The sequence below is a fragment of the Pinirhizobacter soli genome, assembly GCF_015905305.1.
Taxonomy (GTDB): Bacteria; Pseudomonadota; Gammaproteobacteria; order Xanthomonadales; family Rhodanobacteraceae; genus Pinirhizobacter; species Pinirhizobacter soli.
Window position 1 is genome coordinate 301,708 of the sequence record NZ_JADZLQ010000001.1, and the last position, 20,261, is coordinate 321,968.

The window sequence follows — 20,261 nt, forward strand, 5'->3', positions numbered from 1 at the left end:
TCATGATCGGACGTTTCTCCGCGGCCCTTGCGGCCCTCATCGGCGTGAGCGTCTCCTTGCACGCCCAGGAAAACGATGCGCGCTTTCATCAAGCACCGTTGTCGGCCGATGAAGTGCGCAATCCTTTTGCCGCTCAAGCCAACGCCGTCGATGCGGGAAAAGCGCTGTATGCGGACCATTGTGCCGCGTGTCACGGCGCAACCGCGCAGGGCAACGGTAACGTGCCTTCCCTCGCGAGCGCCAAAGTAAAGCAGGCATCTCCAGGCGCCCTTTTCTGGTTCATCAGCAAGGGAAGCACCAACGGCGGCATGCCGGCCTGGAATAGCCTGCCGGAACAGCAGCGCTGGAACCTCGTGAGCTTCCTGCAATCACTGAAGGCCAGCGCCAACGCGGCGGCCACACCGGCCGCGGTTGCCTCGATGACGCCAGGCAACTGGCCCACCCCGAAGGCGCCCTTCACCGACTTCCGCTACGAATCTCCTGGCGCCAGCCGCAAGATCACGGTGGCCGATCTGCCTGCACCCTATGCCACGCCATCTGCAGGCAACGGCCCACAGCTTGTGGCACGCCCACCCCATGTGTGGCCCAAGGCACCACCCGGCTTCAAGGTGGAACTGTTTGCAAGCGGTCTGGATAACCCGCGCTTGCTGCGCACGGCACCCAATGGCGATGTCTTCGTAGCGGAAACGCGCGCAGGGCGAATCACCCTGTTCCGCGGCATCACGGCGGATGGCCAACCAAAAGAAACCCATGTCTTCGCCAGCGGCCTCAACAAGCCGTTCGGCATCGCTTTCTATCCGGCCGGGCCGCACCCCCAATGGATATACATCGGCAATACCGATGAGGTGGTGCGCCTTCCGTACAAAGATGGCGACCTGCAGGCGACAGCGAAGCCCGAGCACATCGCCGATCTTCCGCACAGCGACGGCGGACACTCCACGCGCGACGTGCGCTTCTCTCCGGATGGCAAGCGCATGTTCGTGTCGGTGGGCTCTGCTTCCAACGTCGATGATCCGGACACGACACCTGGAGAAAAGCTTCGCGCCGATATCCTGGTGTTTCGCCCGGATGGCTCGGACAGGCAGGTGTATGCCTATGGGATACGTAACGCCGTCGGCCTTGCCGTTGACCCGAAAACCGGTGAGCTCTGGTGCTCGGTGAACGAGCGCGACGGTCTGGGCGACAACCTCGTGCCCGATTACATCACGCATGTGCAGGAGGGCGGCTTCTATGGCTGGCCCTGGTGGTACATGGGTGCCCACCAGGACCCGCGTCATGCCGGCAAGCATCCAGAGTTGGCCAGCAAGGCAATCGTGCCAGACGTCCTGATAAATCCCCACAACGCGTCGCTGCAGTTGATGTTCTACACGGGCGTGCAATTTCCTGCGGAATATCGCGGTGACATCTTCGCGTCCGAGCATGGTTCGTGGAACCGTTCGGCCCGCGGGGGCTATGAAGTGATACGCGTGCCACGCCATGGCGGCGCGCGGGCTACGGGCGAGTATGAGGACTTCCTCACCGGCTTCGTGCTGCCCAGCGGCCAGGCGTGGGGACGCCCCGTCGGCATCACCACAGCCGGCGATGGCTCCTTGCTGGTAAGCGATGATGGCTCCAACAGCATCTGGCGCGTGAGCTACCAGAAGCCGTAGGTCTACACGTCTGGTTCGCCTCCACTGTGGAACTTTTTTGAATTCGTTCATCCCAACGAGAAGAGACCCATGAACTCGCTTGTCATATCGCGCCGCTCGGTGGTGGCCAATGCCATCTACGGCCTTCTGAACCCGATGCCATTCGGTTTCTTCGTCGCTGCGCTGGTCTTCGACGTTATCTATGCCGGCAGCGCCGACCTGCTGTGGGGAAAAGGCGCAGCATGGTTGATCGTTTTCGGCCTGCTGTTGGCGGTGGTACCGCGCCTGATCAATCTGGCGCAGGTCTGGGTGACCTCCCGGTTCGTCGCCACGCGTTTAGACAAGTTTGACTTCTGGCTCAACCTGCTCGCCATCGCCGCCGCGATCGTCAATGCGTTCGTCCACAGTCGCGATGCTTACGCGATGGTGCCGGCCAGCGTTTGGCTCTCGGCTTGCACCGTCACCCTTCTGTCCATTGGACACCTCGTCGTTGCTGTCCAGCACGCCACATCCGGGAATTTCGTCCATGAGTAAGGTCGTCTATCCGAGCGCATTGGCGCTGGCATTCGCGGCTATCCTAGGTGGATGTAGCGAGAAGGCATCGTTTGAGCCCTCACAACAGTCGGGCAGTGACCCTTCCTTGCCCAAGGCCCAGAATTTCCTGGTGCCGCCGATGCAAGTTCCCGACGGCGTTGGCTGGAAACAGGGCCAAATGCCCACGGTGGCGGCCGGACTGAAGATCGAACAGATCGCCAGCGGCCTTGTACATCCGCGCCAGCTTTACGTCTTGCCGAACGGCGACGTCCTGGCGGTGGAATCCAACGGCCCCGGTACCGAGCCGGTGACGACACCCAAGCAGCTCATCGCCGGGATGGTCAAGAACCGCTCTGGCAAAGGGGCCAAGGGTGGCAACCAGATCACCTTGCTACGCAAAAACGACACCACCGGCGAGTGGGAAAAGCATCTCTTCATCGAGCATTTGAACTCGCCTTTTGGCGTGCAGTTGATCGGTAGTTGGCTCTATGTCGCCAACACCGACGGCATCGTGAAGTTTCCCTATACGGCCGGCGAAACGCAGATCACCGTGCCCGGTATGCCCTTCGCCGATCTGCCTGGCACCATCAACCATCACTGGACCAAGTCCCTTCTTGCCAGCCCGGACGGCAGCAAACTTTATGTGGGCGTCGGCTCCAACAGCAACGTCACCGAGAACGGCTTGGACGTGGAATACCGGCGTGCGGACATTCTGGAAGTCGAGGTGGATAGCGGTGCCAGTCGCATCTATGCCTCAGGCATCCGCAACCCGACCGGGTTGGGTTGGGATCCGCAGACCGGCAAGCTCTGGGCCATCGCCAACGAGCGTGACGAGGTCGGCGCCGACCTTGTGCCGGACTATCTCACCTCCGTGCAAGAAGGCGGGTTCTACGGCTGGCCCTATAGTTATTATGGACAACATGTGGACACGCGCGTGATGCCGCAGCGGCCCGACCTGGTCGCAAAAGCGATCAGGCCGGATTACTCCATCGGCTCGCATGTTGCCCCGCTTGGCTTGCTGATATCCGACAGCAACGCGTTGCCAGCGAACTATCAGGGTGGCGCGTTCATCAGCGAACACGGCAGCTGGGACCGCTCGCCGCTTTCTGGCTACCAGGTCGTGTTTGTCGCCTTCAAGGGCGGCAAGCCGGTTGACGTACCCGAGCCCATTGTCACCGGTTTTTATTCGAAGGACGAGTCGCAGTTATACGGCGCCCCGGTTGGGTTGGCACAAGATAACGATGGGGCGCTACTCATCGCGGACGATGTCGGCAACGCCATATGGCGGATCACCAAGATCTAACGCATGGCGAGGCTGCTAATGCCTCACTCCGATACCTTCCATGGAAATTCGTTCGCACTTTTGCGTCCTTCAATACGGACCACTGGGTGAGCTATCTGGTCCAGCCGCAGCCGCCACGGCGGGTCTCGGCTTAAGCCACTAACGGCGTGCTCACACCGAGCGAACGAAAATCCTGCTCCAGGGGCATGAGGCCGTTTCATGACCCGGGGGAGGCCCGGAATGCAGCTGAGCGAAGAGAAAAGGTATCGGTTGCTGGTTGACGCCATCGTGGATTACGCCATCTATATGCTGGATCCGGATGGCATGGTCAGCAGTTGGAACAGCGGTGCGCAGCGTTCCAAGGGGTACACCGCCGAGGAAATCATCGGCAAACATTTCTCTTCCTTCTATCTAGAAGAAGACCGGCTGGCCGGAAAACCGGAAGAAGGTTTGCTGCGCGCCCGCACGGAGGGCCGCTTCGACACGGAGGGCTGGCGCGTTCGCAAGGACGGCACCCGGTATTGGGCCAGCGTGGTGATCGACCCTGTATGGGACGACGACGGAACCCTGGTGGGATATGCCAAGGTGACCCGTGACATGACGGCGCAGCAGCAGGGCAAAGACCTGCTGAGAAAGAGCGAAGAGCAATTCCGCATCCTGGTCCAGGGCGTTGCCGACTATGCCCTCTACATGCTCGATACCCAAGGCCTGGTGTCAAGCTGGAACAGTGGTGCTCAACGCATCAAGGGGTACACCGCCGATGAAATCATCGGGCGGCATTTTTCAACGTTCTATACCCCGGAGGACCGGGCGAATCATGAACCCGAACGGGCCATGCGCATTTCAGTGGAAACGGGCCGCTATGAAAAAGAAGGCTGGCGTGTACGCAAGGACGGCAGCACTTTTTGGGCCCATGTGATTCTCGATCGAATTCTCGATGGCGAGGGCAAGCACATCGGCTTCGCCAAAATTACCCGGGACATCACCGACAAGCGCGATGCCGACATGGCGCTTGCCGAAGCCCGGGAAGCTCTTTTCCAGTCTCAAAAACTGGAAGCCGTGGGCCAGTTGACCGGGGGTGTGGCGCATGACTTCAACAACCTTCTCATGGCCATCCTGTCGAGTCTGGAACTGCTCGACAGCCATTGCCGCGATGATCCGCGAGCACTGAGCCTGTTGGCGAACGCCACGGCCGGTGCACAACGCGGCGCCGCCCTGACCCAACGGATGCTCGCGTTCGCACGCAAACAGGAACTCAAGCCCACTCGCGTGGACGTGAGGGAACTGGTCCGGGGCATCAGTAATTTGCTGCAACGTTCCGCTGGCCCCACGGTGACTATCGATACGCTCTTTCCCCTGCACATCAATGATGTTCTGGTTGACGGCAACCAGCTGGAACTGGCGCTTCTGAACTTGGTCATGAACGCGCGCGATTCGATGTCGGAGGGTGGACGCATCATCATTGCCACACAACCGGAGACCATCCAGCACGAGCCGCACCGCACGGGGCTACCGGCGGGTCATTACATCTGCCTGGCAGTGAGCGATGAGGGGCACGGCATGGATACGCAGACCCTGCAACGCGCCATGGAGCCTTTCTTCACCACCAAAGGCGTCGGCAAAGGTACGGGCCTGGGGTTATCGATGGTGCACGGCCTGGCCGAACAATCGGGCGGACGTCTGGTGATGCACAGTGCCGTGGGGCGCGGCACGACCGCGGAAATATGGCTACCCATGGCTCCCCTCCAGGTTGAGTCCACGATGGAGGCTGCGCAATTGCCCAGCGAGCCTGCCGCATCGGTCGTTCCCTCCGAAGCATTGACGGTCCTGGTAGTGGACGATGACCCTTTGATTGCCATGACCATGAATGCGGTGCTTTCCCACATGGGTCATCAAAGCCTTGAAGCGCATTCGGGACGGCGTGCCCTGGAGCTGCTCGAATCCTGTGGCCACGTCGATGTGGTCATCACTGACTATGCCATGCCCGGCATGACAGGCATCCAGTTCGCAGAACGGGTGAAAGAACGGTGGCCCACGCTGCCTGTCATCCTGGCGTCCGGCTTTGCCGAGGTCCCGGAAGATTTTGCGATCGACATCTTCCGGTTACCCAAACCCTATGGGCGGGCAGAATTGAAGCGCGCCCTCGAGCAGGCCACGAGGTAGCCGTTTTCGGCCGTCGCGATCGGCAGCAGGAATTCTTCACGATTCTCTCCGGTTGATATCTCTAGCGTCCTGGCATGACGACGACTCCTCCGCCAAAGAACGCATCCTCGCCGCTTGCGCTTCTCAAACGATTGAGCGCAGGTCTCATCACGGGCGCGGCGGACGACGATCCCAGCGGCATCGCCACCTATTCCCAGGTAGGGGCCAAGTTCGGCTACGCCACCCTGTGGACAATCTTCCTGACCATGCCGTTGATGATTGCAGTGCAGGTGGTGGCCGGGCGCATCGGACGGGTATCGGGGTTCGGCCTTTTCGACAACCTGCAAAAGCATTATCCGAGCTGGCTGGTGTATGGACTCACCTTCCTGCTGATCATCGCCAACGTGATCAACCTGGGCGCCGACATCGGCGCCATGGGCGCGGGATTGAAGCTGTTGATTGGCGGCTCAGCCATTGCGTATGCCCTGGCGTTTGCCCTGGTTTCCATGTTGCTGCAGGTGTTCATCCCTTTTTCGAAGTATTCGCCTTTCCTCAAGGTGCTGACGGTCAGCTTGTTTGCTTATGTGGCGACGGTGTTCGTGGCCAAGGTTCCGTGGGCGGAGGCCCTCAAGGGCACGGTGATCCCGAAGATCCAATGGACTGCCGACTACGCCATGGCCGTGGTCGCCGTTTTGGGCACCACGATCAGCCCTTACCTGTTTTGTTGGCAGGCCGCGCAGGAGGTGGAGGAAATCCGCGCCAGTGACGAGCGGGAGCCTTTGAAGCACACACCCGAACAAGGCGCCGACGCGATCAAACGCATCCAGGTGGACACGGTGATCGGCATGGTGTTCTCCAACATCGTGGCGTTCTTCATCATCCTTACCGCTGCCGTTACCCTGCACGCCCACGGCAAGCTGGACATCCAATCGTCCGCGGACGCGGCCGAAGCCTTGCGCCCGATCGCGGGGCGTTTTGCGTTCTGGCTGTTTGCGGCCGGCATCATCGGCACCGGGTTGCTGGCCCTGCCCGTCCTGGCGGGCGCCACCGCCTATGCCGTTGCCGGTGCCTTTCATCAACCGTATGGGCTGGAACGCTCGCCCAGCAAGGCGAAGACCTTCTACGGCGTGCTGATCGTGGCGATGATCTTGGGTGCGATGCTCAACCTCACGCCGATTGACCCCATCAAGGCCTTGTATTGGAGTGCAGTGGTCAATGGCGTGGCCGCCGTGCCCGTCATGATCCTGATGATCCTGCTCTCCAACAACAAGGACGCCATGGGCGAGTTCTGCGTCAAAGGTTGGATCCGGTGGTTGAGTTGGTTGGCGACCCTGATCATGGGGGCAGCCGCCATCGTGATGTTCGTCACGATGGGCAAATCGTGAAAGCCCACACCACCATCGAGGAAGAGATTTTCTACCCGGCGTTCAAGGAGGCGGGCAAGAAGGAAGAAGCCAAGATGTACTTCGAGGCGCTTGAAGAGCATCGCGCTGCCGAAGATCTGGTTCTACCGGACCTTTTGAGCGCCGACGAGGGCAGCGAGGTGTTTTCGGGCCGGGCCAAGGTTCTGAAGGAATTGATCGAGCACCATGCCGACGAAGAAGAAAAAGAGATGTTCAAGGATGCGAAGACGCTGATGTCCAAGCAGCAGCTCAACGAACTTGGCGCCAAGATGGAGCAACGCAAGCAAAAAATCCTGCGTGAACTGAACTGAGTTCCATTGCCGTTGCCGGAGCCTTGGCTTCGAACGCCGGGCGGCCCCAGCGCCGGGCCGAGCCTCCCGGACGATCCGAAGACGATGGTTTCCGAGCGAATCCATCGTCGCATTGACATCACATATGTGTTTCAAGACATTGAAATGATTATCATTGAAAAGAGCGTGCCCGGGTCCGCTCGCCCGCTCTTAACTCCAACACCCACCTTCTACGTCCTTCTCCGGGGTGTGGCATCGACAACGCCAGGAACTGGTCACCGAAACTTGATCATCCAGGGCGTACGCTTGGCGGATAGTCCGCGCTCGCTCGATCCGGACTATCCGCGGTTAACTGCGTAACGGAATCAGCCAGCCCTGGAGCCAGCCATGTCCGAAAAGAAGCCTGGAGACTTTGTCGAAATCCAGCTTGGTAGACGGAATTTTCTCCAGATCGTCGGCATGACCGGCGCGGCTTCCGGGCTGGGACTGCCGGTCGCGGCTCATGCGGCTGCCATCGCCGCCGTGGCGCATTCCGCCGCCCCCGCCGAAGTCGATGGCCTTGCCTTGGTGCGGTTTAAAGTCAACGGCAAGGCGCAGAGCCTGAAGGTCGATCCCCGCACCACGCTTCTCGATGCGCTACGTGATCATCTTCAACTGACCGGCACCAAGAAGGGCTGCGATCACGGCCAGTGCGGCGCCTGCACGGTGCACGTCAACGGTCGACGGGTGAATTCCTGCCTGAGCCTTGCGGCGATGCATGAAGGCGACGAAGTCACCACGCTGGAGGGCCTTGGCCAGCCCGGCAACCTGCATCCGATGCAACAAGCCTTCCTCGAACACGACGGTTACCAATGCGGTTACTGCACGTCGGGCCAGATCATGTCGGCGGTGGCGCTGATGAAGGAGCCCTGTGGCCCCGCCAATGCCGATGTCAAGGAAGCGATGAGCGGAAACATCTGCCGCTGTGGCGCCTATTCCAACATCGTTGCGGCCATCCAGCAGGTCCGCAAAGCCTGAGGAGCGAAAGATGGAACCGTTTGTTTTTTCTCGCGCCACCGACCCAGGCAAGGCGATCAGCGCCGCCGCGAAGTCGTCGACGGCCCAGCAGGGCGCCGAAGTACGTTTTGTCGCCGGCGGCACTACCCTGCTCGACCTGATGAAACTCAACGTCGAACGGCCGACGCAGGTGATCGACATCAACCACCTGCCGCTGGCCGACGTCGAACGCACGTCCGATGGCGGCCTGAAAATCGGCGCTTTGGTGCGCAATTCCGACCTTGCCCATCATCCGCAGGTGCAACGCGACTACGCCGTACTGTCGCAGGCGCTGCTGTCCGGCGCTTCCGGCCAGTTGCGCAACATGGCCACCACCGGCGGCAACCTGCTCCAGCGCACGCGCTGCGTGTATTTCCGCGATACCAACATGCCGTGCAACAAGCGGGAGCCTGGCTCAGGGTGCTCGGCCATCGAGGGGTTCAACCGCACGCTGGCCATCCTTGGTACCAGCGAGCATTGCATCGCCACCAATCCTTCGGACATGAATGTCGCGCTGACCGCGCTGGAAGCGATCGTGGTGATCCGCGGCACCGCGGGCGAACGCCGCGTGCCGATCGGCGAATTCTTCCTGCTGCCCGGCGATACGCCGCAGCGTGAAACGGTGATGATGCCTGGCGACCTGATCACCCACGTGATCCTGCCGCCGCCGCACCCGGGCGCGCGGTCGCATTACCTGAAGCTGCGGGATCGAGCCTCCTATGAGTTCGCGCTGGCTTCGGCGGCTGTGGTGATTGCCGTGGAGGGCGGCAAGATCACGCATGCCCGCGTCGCCATGGGCGGGGTGGGCACGAAACCCTGGCGTTCGCCCGAAGCCGAACAAGCGCTTCAAGGCCAGTTGCCGAACGAGCACACATTCGCCACGGCCGCTGTGGCCGCCTTGCATCCGGCGAAGCCGCAAAGCCAGAACGGCTTCAAGGTTGATTTGGCCCAGCGCTGCCTCACCCACGCACTCTCCACCGTGGTCGCGTAAATGCCAGTTCGAGGAATCTTTCATGTCTGAAGATACTTCCAGCGTCACTCCCCTGCCCGTCGTCGGCCATCAGTACGCCCGCGTGGATGGCCCGCTTAAGGTCAGTGGCGCCGCCCGCTACAGCTCCGATCACAGCTTTCCCGGGATGCTCCATGCGGTTCCGGTATGCGCGACGATAGGCAACGGCCATATCGATGCGATCGATACCCGCGCTGCTGCGGCGATGCCTGGCGTGCGTAAGGTCTATACGCGCGAAAACATCGGCAAGCTCTATCGCGTACCCAAATCGGCCAGGGATGCGATCATCGACGAACGCCGGCCGCCGCTCGAAGACGACGTGATCCGCTACTACGGACAGTACGTCGCGCTGGTGGTTGCCGATACCTTCGAACAGGCCACCGCCGCGGCCGACAAGGTCAAGGTGTCCTATAAGGGCCAGCAGACGCCCAATGTCGCGGTAAAACTGTCGGCCGATGAGAGGCCCAAGGCCGATACCGAGCGCGGCAATCCCGAAGCGGCCTTTGCTTCGGCGGCCGTCAAGGTTGACCAGACCTACTCCACCCCGCCGGAAACGCATAATCCGATCGAGTTGCACGCCAGCGTGGCGACATGGGACGGCACGCGATTCACGCTCTACGAAACGACCCAGGCGATCGTCAACTTCCGTGGCGTGATGGCCCAAATGCTTGGCGTGCCCAGCGAAAACGTCCGCGTGGTGACCGAATTCCTTGGGTCTGGATTTGGCGGAAAATTGTGGCCATGGACGCAGGCGATGCTGGCCGCGGCGGCTGCGCGCGACCTGCACAAGCCGGTCAAGCTGGTGGTATCGCGGCAGATGATGTTCCATAACGTCGGGCATCGCCCGCAGACGCAGCAGCGCTTGCGGCTTGGGGCAACGCACGAGGGCAAGCTGGTCTCGCTGCAGCACGACTACGTCTACCATCGCGCCCTGGAGTGCGATTACTCCGAGGACTGCGGCGAAGCCACCGGCTTCCTCTACAGCACGCCCAACCTGCGCGTCACAGGCGGCTTTGCCGAGCGCCATGTCGGACCGGCCACGTCGATGCGGGGTCCTGGTGCGGTTCCCGGTCTATACGCGTTGGAATCGGCGATGGACGAACTGGCGATCGCCTTGAAGATGGATCCGGTCGAACTTCGCCTGCGTAACGAACCGGCCATCGACGAAAGCGAAAACGTGCCCTTCTCGTCCCGCCATCTCAAGGAATGCCTGACCACAGGTGCGGAAAAATTCGGCTGGGCCAAGCGCGACCCGCGCATCGGCTCGATGCGCAAGGATGGCCTGGTGCTGGGCTGGGGCATGGCCGCGTGTTCGTGGATCGCGGAGCGATTTCCCGCGGCGGCCAGCGTGACGTTCAACGCCGATGGCAGCGTGCGCGTGGCCAGCGGCACCCAGGACATCGGCACAGGTACCTATACCGTGCTTGGTCAGATGGTGGCGGAGCTCGCCGGCGTCGAACTGTCGAAGGTGAACGTGGTGATCGGCGACACCAACCTGCCACCCGGGCCCATCTCCGGCGGTTCGATGGCTACCGCCTCGCTGGTGCCGGCGGTGGCGCAGGCCACCCGTGACGCGATCGATAAACTGCTCGCCGCCGCCAGTGAAGGCGACTCGCATTTCGCCCATGCCGCGACCGATCAGCTCGCTTTTGCGCATGGACGCGTCTACCGTAAGAACGAATCCCCCGATAGTGGACGTCGTTTTGAGCAGGTGCTGACCGCGGCGCGGAGGGGTCACGTCGAAGGCCAGGGCAAGTCCGAAGGCACCTTCGGCCAGCCGGGAAAGAAGGAGTACTCATCGCATTCCTTCGGTACGCACTTCGTCGAGGTGACCTGGCAGCCCGAAATCGCACGCCTGCGCGTCAGCCGCGTGCTGACAGTGATCGATGCCGGCCGGATCATCAACCCGCTCACCGGGCGCAACCAGATCGAGGGCGCGGTGGTGATGGGCGTGGGCATGGCCCTGTTCGAAGAGACGCACTACGACAAGCGGAACGGCATGGCGGTGAACAGCAACCTGGCCGACTACATCATGACCACGCACGCCGATTCGCCCGACATGGACGTGGTATTCCTTGACTACCCCGACCTTAAACTCAACGAGATGGGCGCCCGCGGCATCGGCGAAATCGGTCTTGCCGGCATTGCCGCGGCGATCACCAACGCGGTGCATCACGCCACCGGCGTCCGCGTGCGCGACCTTCCCGTTCATATCGAGGACCTGCTGGCGTCGAAAGTTGCGTGAACTCGGCGCATGAACTCGTCACCCTGATCGATGCGCTGCGCACACTGCACAGCGCAGGTCACTCCCATGCCGCGCTCGCCACGCTAACGCGCACGCGTGGCTCGACCTTTCGCCGGCCTGGTACGCGCATGCTGGTGTTCGGTGATGACCACGTGGTGTGCGAGCTTTCCGGTGGCTGCCCGCAACGCGACATCGTTCTGCGCGCGCAGGAAGTAATCGCCAGCGGCGAGCCTCGACTGGTGAATTACAACGCCGAATCTGGGCTGGATGTGTTGATGGAGATGGGTTGCGGCGGCGAGCTGGAGGTACTGATCGAGCCGATCGGCCTGCCCCATGCCAGCGACTTCGTCGACGCGCTGGCACGGTGCCTGGAGCATCGCCATAGAGCGCATCTGGCCACGTTGTTCGCCGTCAACGACAAGGTCGTCATGCCAAGGCGCCTGCTCTGGTGCGATGCTGTCATCCGGCACGATGATCTGGGCGATGCTGCCTTGAGCGAGGCTGTCATGGCAGCTGCCAACCTCAATGATTCCGGCCGGGCGACCACGCTGCGTATTCCCTCCCCCGCCGGTACCGCCGATGTATTGATCGAGCTGATCGCGCCAACCCATGCATTGGTGGTGATCGGCAGCAGCGCGGCGGCGCGGGCCCTGCTGCCGCTGGCGGATGCATTGGGCTGGCGTACGGTGCTGGTGGATCAGGATTCGCAGCGACTGCAGGCGGCCGACCTTCCAACGGCGGCGCTCAAGGTCTGTGCCAGCCCAGTAACGATTCGGCAGCTGTTGCCGCTGGACGCCCACAGCTCCGTCGTGGTGATGACCCATAACCTTGAGCAGGACATTGCCTATCTCGCCGCGTTGCGCGGTGCGCCTGTCGCCTATCTGGGTGCGCTAGGTTCGCGCGAGCGCGTCGGCCGTATGCGCCACGAGCCCGCCCTGGAGGGTTTAAGGCTGCACGCACCCGCCGGGCTGGACATCGGTTCGGAAACGCCGGAGGAAATCGCGCTGGCGGTGACGGCAGAGATCATGGCGGTGATCAACGGGCGCGACGGGGGGCCGCTGCGCGACAATCAGGGCGCGATCCACTGATGGCCGGCTCCGTGGTCATCGTCCTGCTTGCCGCGGGTGAAGGCCGCCGCTTCGGCAGCGTCAAACAATTGGCCGATGTCGACGGCGAACCGATGGTCAGGCGAAGCGCGCGCCGCGCGATCGACAGCGGCGCGCCGGTGATCGTGGTGACCGGTGCTGATGCCGAACGGGTCGAGGACGCGTTGACCGGGTTAGCCGTGCACGTCGTGCGACATGCGGCGTGGGCGGAGGGCATGGGCAGTTCGATCGCCGCTGGTATTCGCGAGCTGCGCCGGCATTTTCCACATGCCACCGGCGCCCTGCTCTGTCTCGCCGACCAGCCGATGATCGAACAAGCCTTGTTCGAGGCCATGCTCACCCGACACCGCGTTGCCGGCGATCGCGTTCTAGCCAGCGAACATGATGATGTAATGGGGCCGCCCGTGCTGTTCCCACGCGATTGCTTCGAGGCGCTAGTGGACTGGTCTGGCGCCCGCGGCGCACACGCCTTGCTCGAGCATGAATCCGCTCGCGTGGAGCGGTTTTCCAGCCACGGAGGTATCGACGTGGATACCCCAGATGACTTGCAGCGCGTGCGTGCAGCGATTGGCTCAACCTCACGCGAGACGTCAGTTTGACTTGACGTAGAACACATAGGTTGCCGTATAGGGAACGCCCACTTTCGTACCGGCACGAGCAGGTGACTTTGCGGGTGCGACGCCACCTACCGTTAAGATCCGTTGGACATAGACCACCTTGCTCAAGACGCCCGGCGCAGGGTCGGCATTGACCTTGATGAGCAGCCAGGGAATATCGGAGGCCGCTTGCTTTGCTGGCACTGTCGCTACCGGTGTGTCCATGTCACGGGAAATCTTGCTGCCATCGGCAGCTTCCCACGAAGGGCCGGCATAGTGATGAATCACCACTCCGTGACCGTTCAACTCGGCCAGCGGCGCCTCGAAAGTCCATTTCGGTGCCGTTCCAGCTTCGGCAGTGCTGGTGTAGATCTGAACTCCGGTAGCCTTTGCCGTGAGCGCAACGATGTAGCCAGCAGGTGGCTTCAGCGCCGCTGGCACCGCATCTTCCGCGTGCGACAGGTTTACACCAGTGACGAGCACTGCAACTGCTGCCGCGCATGTCATTGCAAATCTTCCGATCATTGACGTGTCCATAGAACGCCCGACGTCCGGGCACGTACGAAAGATAGCCTTATCGATTGCGCCCGACAAACGTGACATTTTTACGGAATGGCATGAGTCGCCGCTTGCTCGATCAAGGCCGCAACTTCCTTCGGATGCGATTCATACACCGAGTGACTCGCACCCTGCACTTCAATCGACCTGACCGTGGGTTACAGCAAGGCAGACGCTTCGCCGATTCTCAAGCTATTTCTCTCAAGGCTTGAGGAATTGCGGGCGCCCGCTTGATGCCAGTATCGACCGCTCCCGACCCAGGCATTCTCGCGCACGCGCGCAATCAGCCCGCAGAGGACGAGCTGGCAGGTTTGCCACCCTTATGCGGACCATGGTGACCCTTGCCGTGCGCCAACTTCTGGTTGCGGTACAAGGTATCGGCAGTCTTCTTCTGCTCGTCCGACAGCACGGCGTAGAGGTCGCTGAAAGAGGACGAAAGTTTCTTCATGTTGTCGGCATGCAACTGGGTAAGGTCGGCATACGACTTCATGGCATCGGGCGCGCTCATCGACGACAGCTTCTGTGAGCGCTCATGGAAAGCCTGGCCCGTATTTAGCGCATTGTCGCGCATGATCTGGGCGAAGGCATTCCATTGACTGGACTGCGGATCGGTGATCGCCAACTGTGTGTGCAATTCGTTGATGCGGCGCTCCACCGAATCGGCGCGGCGCTCCGCATGGGATTTGGTGGGCGTGCTCGAGGTGGCAGCACCCGAGGGTGTCGCTGACTGCTGTGCCCAGGCCGCGGGTGCAAGCAGGGCAAGCGAAAGCAGAGCGGGGACGGCAACCTTGCGAATGGCGTTCTTCATGGATGGATGCTCCGATTCGAGGCGTTCGAGAAAACAAGAGTTCCGTGGCGGCAGCGCCGCGCTGCTTAATAACCGTCGTCGTAGTACACGCCCGGCGGTGGTGGCGGCGGCGGATTACGGTAAACCACCGCCGGTGGTGGCCGGGAAGTGTTCGAAACGGAGTTGGCGATGACTGCGCCAGCCACCACGCCGAGCAGCGCACCAGCGATCACGTTGCCGGAGCCGCCACCGCGATGGCGGTCACGGCTGTAGTAGTGGGCGGGCGGAGGACGGTGATAGCCGCCACCGTGCCGATAGCGCTGGGCATCGGCCGGCATGGACAAGGCGAGCATCGCGACGGCAACCATCGCAAAGGAGCAATTTCGGCAAAACGGAATGAACGATTTGCGGATCATCAACGCATCCTCCTTGCAAGGCGGCTCACCAAGGGTATACAGCTGCGGATTTAAGCAAAGCAAGTGCGTCCGCATCCTCAAGTTACCGCCGCGGGCATGCGCAAAAGGTGATTGCGGAACGCCGGCGATTCCGCAGGAACTTGCGCCTGCCGTATGTCCTCAGCCGTCCGGAGCCGTTTGCGCATAGTTGAGGAAATAACCCGTGAACACGGTTAGTCCCAGGTACGCAAACGCTTCGGTCAGCTGCTCATCGCTCCAGCCGGCTTGTTGAGCTGCCTTCCATGTTGCGTCGGTGACCTTTCCCGAATGGCCGGCGGCTTCCCTGACCAGGCGGGTGAGCGCATCGATCTTGACGTCGCCGGTCGTTGTGTCCGTCTGCAGGGCGGTGATCTGCGCTTCGGTCCAGCCGCTCATGCGGGCGAATCGAGTGGCGATACCCATCATGTACTGGTTGCCGACCGTGGCCGCGGTGGCGAGATTCAGCGCCCAGTTCACCTTCGGATCCAGGGTGCCGTGCTTGGCGGTCACGGCGCGCAGCGATGTGTATGCAGCGAGCACCGCCGGCGAATGCGCCATCTGGGCATGCAGGTTCAGGGGGCGTCCCGTCGGCGAGGCCTGGGCAATCTCCTGTAGAAGTGGACGAGATGCATCGGGCGCATCTTCGACTGTGTGGGTGGGAATTCGGCTCATGGGTATGTGCTCGCTCGTGGCGCGATAATTTCAAGCGGTCGCCGGGATCGCAAAGTTGGCTTTGGCCCATGCGGAGAACTTCGTCGGCTGATGGCCTGCGACCTTGTTGGCGAGTGCGATCGCTTCGCGCGAGTCCGAGCCGAGATAGGTGTGCGCCTCGAAGTAAGCGAGCATCGCCGCGACGTCGTCAGCGCCGGGGAACCAGCCAGCGAAAACCTCGCGCGGGACTTGCTGGAACGAGAGGTTGTTTCCTTGGCTATTCAGGGTGGCAACGACTTCGTTGAAGCTCAGGAAATCGCCGACAAGCGGCAGATGCTCACCGTTCCCCGCCAGTTCCGGCTGGGCGAACGCCCCAGCCACGATGCGACCAAGTTCATTGATGTCGCCCATGTGGATGACCCGGCGCTCAGGATCAAGCGGCAGTGCCCAGCCGGCGGTGCCATCGGCTTGTTTCTGCGGAGCCATCGCGCCGAGCAGGTTCTGGTAGTAGAACGGTGCGACGACAAACGTGCGGTAGGCAAATCCCGCATCGCTCACCAGACGCTCGACTTTCGCCTTGTCCGTGAAATGAGGAACGTTGATCTTGCCGTGGCTGATCGCCTCCACGTTCGGAAGCGTCGACCAGATGACATGTTCCACGCCGGCACCCTTCGCCGCGTTGATGGCAGCCGTCGCCTGCTTGAGTTCATTCGCATCCGCTTCCCAGGCGTTGGTCACCAGGAAAACGCCGTGCGCACCGGCGAATGCGGCTTCGAGCGTTTCCGGCCTATTGAAATCCGCGAGGGCCACTTCGTCGCCCAGCGTCGGATGCTTGTCCGGATTGCGCGTCAGCGCGCGAACCTTGAATTGACCGCTTGCCTGCAGTGCGCGCACAACGGCGCCGCCCTGCTGACCGGTGGCGCCGACGACGGCGATAAGTTTCTTGGCGTTCGACATGATTGTTCTCCAATAGGTGCTTGATGGGGCGCTACTGCCCTGCACCGTAAATCTGGGGCTTGAAAAGGTTTCGCACTAGGTGGAAAAATAGGATTGGTTTAATCCATTTTTGGAGAAATCGGATGATCGACCTGAATGATCTGGCGATGTTCGTCCAGGTAGTGCGCGCCGGCAGCTTCTCCGAGGCGGCGCGGCGCCTGCAGATGCCGGCGAACACGCTCAGCCGCCGTATCGATCAATTCGAAGGGCAATTGGGCACGCGCCTGCTGCATCGCTCGACACGCAAACTGGCGCCGAGCACGGAAGGCCAGGCGTTGTTCGAGCGCTACGCGCCGGCTCTTGACCAGATCCTGGAGATCGAGCGGCTCCATACCGATACACAAGAACCGTCGGGTTCCGTTCGAGTCACCGCCATGGCCGGCCTGTTCGGGTTTTTCCGCATGGAATGGCTGGCCGAGTTCTATGCGCGCTATCCCAACATCAGCATCGAATTCCTGCTCGACGATACGCCAACCGACATGATCGCCGAGCGCATCGACCTGGCTTTGCGCATGGGCGTGGAAACGAGCAGCAGCTTCAAGGTGCGTCGAGTGGCACCCAATGCACTGATCCTGGCCGCAAGTCCGGCCTACCTGGAACGACACCCCGCCCCACGCACGCTGCGCGAGTTGGCCAACCATGACTGCCTGACGATTGCCAATCGTCAGGGTCGCACCACGTGGCGCCTGCAAGGTCCACGCGGTAGTCAGGACGTGCCGATCAAGAGCCGGTTTGCAGTCAGCGACATGCGCGTGCTTGGACAAGCTTGCGAGGCGGGGCTGGGCATTGCACTGCTACCCCAGCTGATGGCCGAACCGCTCATGGCGGAGGGGAAACTCATACAGGTGTTGCCAACCTACCGGCGCGCGAGCGCGGAAATCGGCCTGCAGCTGGTTTATACCAGCCGGCCGCCGGTGCCACCCGCAGTTGCGATCTTCGGCGATTTTCTGTTCGACAGGGTGAGTGAAGCGATGGCAAGCCTCAGTGCGCACAAGACGAACTCAAAATGATGCCTCGCCCCTGGCGAGTCACCGCTGCGGACGCTTCATTTGAAAGCGTTGGGCGGTGCCAATGGTGAAGTAATCCTCTGGCCCACCGGCGCGAAGAATATGGCCGGCCTCCCCTGTGTCGTACAGGCCATCCTTGAGCAAATGCTGCGCGATATAAACAGCGACCACCTCGCCCAGTACCAGCCAGGTGCCAACGCTCTGCCCTGCACTATCGGTCAGCTGGGTGAGTTGCGTTAGCTTGCATTCGAACGACACGGGACTTTCCTGTACTCGCGGCACGCTGATCAGACGTGATGGCGCACGATTCAATGACGCCAGCTCGAACTCGTCGATGTGTGGTGGCGCCGGCGCCGACGTCGTATTCATCGCCTCGGCAAGAGCGAGGGTTGCCAGGTTCCAGGCAAACTCCCCCGTTTCGCTGATATTCCGCACGGTGTCCTTCCACCCCGTGCTCGCGAAGCCGACGATGGGCGGCTTGTAGTTAAAGGCATTGAAGAAACTGTAGGGTGCTAGATTGACCACACCTTCCCGGCTTATCGATGAAATCCAGCCAATCGGCCTGGGACCAACGATGGCGTTGAATGGGTCATGGGGCAGGCCGTGGCCATCACGTGGCTCATAAATATGAAATTCGCGCATGCAAGCCACTGTGCCCGCCCCTGCCCTAGGCGTCAACGAGTCCCATGCCGCGCGTTGCGGCGCCGGACAGTCGAACCATGGTCTTCCGCGGGAAGAATCGAGGAAGCACGGTCGCCACGCGAACGCTCAAGCGCCCTGGGTAGGTGACCGCCTTGCCCTTGGCAAAGGCAATCAAGGTCCGCTCGACCACCGATTCGGCGGTATCGAAATCCTTGCCTTTCATGCCAGTCTTGGTTCCTTCGAAGAAGCTGGTGGCGGCCGGACCTGGGCAAGAGGCCATCACTTGCACGCCCTCGCTCGCAAGTTCATAGCGCAGCGCCTCACTGAGCGACAAGACAAAAGCTTTCGTCGCCGCGTAGACCGCCATGTAAGGCACCGGCTGGAACGAGGCATCGGGTGCGGCTGTTCCTTGATGCCATGGCTGCGCGTTTGGAAAGCGTGCGTAGCGTGTGACTCCTTGAAATACCTCTGTCATACACAAGCGTCGAGGCCCTTAGCGACATCTCGAACCATCAAGGCGCGGCATAAACGTTCAATAGCCATGGCCCGCCTTGGGCTAGTGTGGCTCCGGCGAATGGCAAATCAACCCGATGTTTTCTGACGTCGTTTCAGTGCGGCGCGGTTAAGTGCGCGCGACTGAAACGATGCACTCACGGGTTGATTTGATCCTCGCTAACAACTTTCGCACCGGATACCGCACCTTATGACCAGCCCCGAACTCGCAGCAAAAGCCCCCCACCCGCTTCCTGCGGCTGATGGCGACTTTTACCTGACCAGTCGCACGCTGTCGCCGGGAGATGAAGCGATCCGCCTGAAAGTGCGCGCCTTCATGGAATCGGAGGTCCAGCCGATCATCTCGGATTTCTGGGAGCGCGACGAATTCCCGTTCGATCTGCTGCCAAAGATCCGTGCCCTGAACATCATGGGGCTGCCATACGAAGGATACGGCTGCCCTGGCCGTTCGACGACCATGATGGGCTTCATCATGATGGAGATAGCCCGGGTCGACTGCTCGCTATCGACGTTCTTCGGCGTCCATACGGGCCTGGCCATGGGCTCGATCTATCTGTGCGGATCGGAAGAGCAGAAGCAGAAATGGCTGCCGCAAATGGCGGCCCTGGAAAAGGTAGGCTCATTCGGGCTGACGGAACCGCTGGTCGGTTCAGGAGCGTCCGGCGGCCTGATGACCACCGCCAAGCGCTCCGGCGATACCTGGACGCTCAATGGCGAGAAGAAATGGATCGGCAACTCCACCTGGAGTGACCTGACGATCATCTGGGCCCGCGACGTTGACGACGGACAGGTCAAGGGTTTCATCGTCGAGAAAGGGACGCCGGGTTTCTCGGTCGAGAAAATTCTCCATAAGATGGCGCTTCGCGTCGTGCAGAACGGCCATATCACGCTCACTGACTGCAAGGTCAGCGAAGCCAATCGCCTGGCGAATGCGAATTCGTTCGCCGATACCGCCCGTGTACTGCGCATGACACGGGCAGGCGTCGCTTGGGAATCGGTTGGATGCGCCACTGGCGCTTACGAACATGCCCTGCGCTATGCCCAGACGCGAGAGCAGTTTGGCCGGCCGATCGCGAAGTTCCAGCTCGTGCAGGACCTGCTGTTCAAGATGCTTGGCAACGTCACCTCCACTCAAGCGCTTTGCCTGAGGCTCTCGCAACTCCAGGATCAGGGGCTTATGCGTGACGAGCACGCATCCCTGGCCAAAGGCGTTTGCACGATCCGCATGCGCGAGACCGTCGGCTGGGCGCGCGAACTCCTGGGCGCCAACGGCATTCTACTGGACCAGCACGTCGGTCGCTTCGTCGCCGATGCCGAGGCGCTCTATTCCTATGAGGGTACGCGCGAAATGAACGCACTGATCGTGGGTAAGGCGATCACCGGTTTCAGCGCTTTCGTTTGAG

The 20,261-nt window shown here is 61.5% G+C and carries 20 protein-coding genes; 13 read left to right on the forward strand and 7 right to left on the reverse strand.

From position 1 onward, the window contains the following. Nucleotides 1-2: 2 nt before the first annotated feature. The 11 genes from NDK18_RS00975 to NDK18_RS01025 all read left to right on the forward strand — a co-directional run bounded on the left by NDK18_RS00975 (nucleotide 3) and on the right by NDK18_RS01025 (nucleotide 13,273). Nucleotides 3-1,649 (forward strand): PQQ-dependent sugar dehydrogenase, encoded by a 1,647-nt coding sequence (locus NDK18_RS00975; protein ID WP_250622933.1) that lies wholly within the window; start codon nucleotides 3-5, stop codon nucleotides 1,647-1,649. A 69-nt stretch (nucleotides 1,650-1,718) separates the two neighbouring features. Beyond that, nucleotides 1,719-2,162: a DUF2231 domain-containing protein gene (locus tag NDK18_RS00980; protein ID WP_250622932.1), complete on the forward strand. Its 444-nt coding sequence runs from the start codon at nucleotides 1,719-1,721 to the stop codon at nucleotides 2,160-2,162. Then, nucleotides 2,155-3,465, forward strand: a complete 1,311-nt coding sequence (locus NDK18_RS00985; protein ID WP_250626828.1) for a PQQ-dependent sugar dehydrogenase — start codon at nucleotides 2,155-2,157, stop codon at nucleotides 3,463-3,465. Before NDK18_RS00980 ends, NDK18_RS00985 begins: the two co-directional genes overlap by 8 nt. Before the next feature lie 219 nt (nucleotides 3,466-3,684). Further along, nucleotides 3,685-5,607, forward strand: a complete 1,923-nt coding sequence (locus tag NDK18_RS00990) for a hybrid sensor histidine kinase/response regulator (protein WP_250626829.1) — start codon at nucleotides 3,685-3,687, stop codon at nucleotides 5,605-5,607. A gap of 74 nt (nucleotides 5,608-5,681) precedes the next feature. Beyond that, complete coding sequence (locus NDK18_RS00995; protein ID WP_250626830.1) at nucleotides 5,682-6,971, forward strand: NRAMP family divalent metal transporter; 1,290 nt, start codon at nucleotides 5,682-5,684, stop codon at nucleotides 6,969-6,971. After that, nucleotides 6,968-7,300: a hemerythrin domain-containing protein gene (locus NDK18_RS01000; protein WP_250622928.1), complete on the forward strand. Its 333-nt coding sequence runs from the start codon at nucleotides 6,968-6,970 to the stop codon at nucleotides 7,298-7,300. The genes NDK18_RS00995 and NDK18_RS01000 overlap by 4 nt, the downstream gene beginning before the upstream one ends. 366 nt (nucleotides 7,301-7,666) lie before the next feature. Continuing rightward, complete coding sequence (locus NDK18_RS01005) at nucleotides 7,667-8,296, forward strand: (2Fe-2S)-binding protein (RefSeq protein ID WP_345777064.1); 630 nt, start codon at nucleotides 7,667-7,669, stop codon at nucleotides 8,294-8,296. 10 nt (nucleotides 8,297-8,306) lie between these two features. Then, nucleotides 8,307-9,305: an FAD binding domain-containing protein gene (locus tag NDK18_RS01010; RefSeq protein ID WP_250626831.1), complete on the forward strand. Its 999-nt coding sequence runs from the start codon at nucleotides 8,307-8,309 to the stop codon at nucleotides 9,303-9,305. A gap of 22 nt (nucleotides 9,306-9,327) precedes the next feature. Continuing rightward, nucleotides 9,328-11,568: a xanthine dehydrogenase family protein molybdopterin-binding subunit gene (locus tag NDK18_RS01015; protein WP_250626832.1), complete on the forward strand. Its 2,241-nt coding sequence runs from the start codon at nucleotides 9,328-9,330 to the stop codon at nucleotides 11,566-11,568. Beyond that, nucleotides 11,565-12,656, forward strand: coding sequence for an XdhC family protein (locus NDK18_RS01020; RefSeq protein ID WP_250626833.1), 1,092 nt, complete (start codon nucleotides 11,565-11,567; stop codon nucleotides 12,654-12,656). Before NDK18_RS01015 ends, NDK18_RS01020 begins: the two co-directional genes overlap by 4 nt. Further along, complete coding sequence (locus NDK18_RS01025; protein WP_250626834.1) at nucleotides 12,656-13,273, forward strand: nucleotidyltransferase family protein; 618 nt, start codon at nucleotides 12,656-12,658, stop codon at nucleotides 13,271-13,273. Before NDK18_RS01020 ends, NDK18_RS01025 begins: the two co-directional genes overlap by 1 nt. Here the strand turns inward: NDK18_RS01025 and NDK18_RS01030 are convergent. From NDK18_RS01030 to NDK18_RS01050, 5 genes are all read right to left on the reverse strand, one after another. Then, the gene (locus tag NDK18_RS01030; protein WP_250626835.1) at nucleotides 13,265-13,795 is read right to left on the reverse strand and encodes a DUF3455 domain-containing protein; all 531 of its coding nucleotides are present in this window, start codon (nucleotides 13,793-13,795) and stop codon (nucleotides 13,265-13,267) included. The two genes, NDK18_RS01025 and NDK18_RS01030, sit on opposite strands and share 9 nt — an antisense overlap. Before the next feature lie 316 nt (nucleotides 13,796-14,111). Then, nucleotides 14,112-14,636 carry a Spy/CpxP family protein refolding chaperone gene (locus NDK18_RS01035; protein ID WP_250622922.1) on the reverse strand — a complete coding sequence of 175 codons (525 nt, stop codon included), beginning with the start codon at nucleotides 14,634-14,636 and terminating at the stop codon, nucleotides 14,112-14,114. Nucleotides 14,637-14,701: 65 nt separating this feature from the next. Continuing rightward, a complete protein-coding gene (locus NDK18_RS01040; protein ID WP_250626836.1) occupies nucleotides 14,702-14,968 on the reverse strand; it encodes a catalase in 267 nt (88 codons plus the stop codon). A gap of 222 nt (nucleotides 14,969-15,190) precedes the next feature. Beyond that, nucleotides 15,191-15,721, reverse strand: a complete 531-nt coding sequence (locus NDK18_RS01045) for a carboxymuconolactone decarboxylase family protein (protein WP_250626837.1) — start codon at nucleotides 15,719-15,721, stop codon at nucleotides 15,191-15,193. Nucleotides 15,722-15,751: 30 nt separating this feature from the next. Then, nucleotides 15,752-16,657, reverse strand: a complete 906-nt coding sequence (locus NDK18_RS01050) for an NmrA/HSCARG family protein (RefSeq protein ID WP_250626838.1) — start codon at nucleotides 16,655-16,657, stop codon at nucleotides 15,752-15,754. Between the two features lie 122 nt (nucleotides 16,658-16,779). Here NDK18_RS01050 and NDK18_RS01055 point away from each other — a divergent pair, with 122 nt between their 5' ends. Then, complete coding sequence (locus tag NDK18_RS01055) at nucleotides 16,780-17,706, forward strand: LysR family transcriptional regulator (RefSeq protein ID WP_250622918.1); 927 nt, start codon at nucleotides 16,780-16,782, stop codon at nucleotides 17,704-17,706. A gap of 18 nt (nucleotides 17,707-17,724) precedes the next feature. Here NDK18_RS01055 and NDK18_RS01060 read toward each other — a convergent pair whose 3' ends face one another. Beyond that, a complete protein-coding gene (locus NDK18_RS01060) occupies nucleotides 17,725-18,345 on the reverse strand; it encodes a flavin reductase family protein (RefSeq protein WP_250622917.1) in 621 nt (206 codons plus the stop codon). Nucleotides 18,346-18,370: 25 nt separating this feature from the next. Then, nucleotides 18,371-18,820 (reverse strand): SDR family NAD(P)-dependent oxidoreductase, encoded by a 450-nt coding sequence (locus NDK18_RS01065; protein WP_284692061.1) that lies wholly within the window; start codon nucleotides 18,818-18,820, stop codon nucleotides 18,371-18,373. Between the two features lie 228 nt (nucleotides 18,821-19,048). Between NDK18_RS01065 and NDK18_RS01070 the strand changes: the two genes are divergently transcribed. Further along, nucleotides 19,049-20,260, forward strand: a complete 1,212-nt coding sequence (locus NDK18_RS01070; RefSeq protein ID WP_250626840.1) for an acyl-CoA dehydrogenase family protein — start codon at nucleotides 19,049-19,051, stop codon at nucleotides 20,258-20,260. Nucleotide 20,261: the final 1 nt, after the last annotated feature.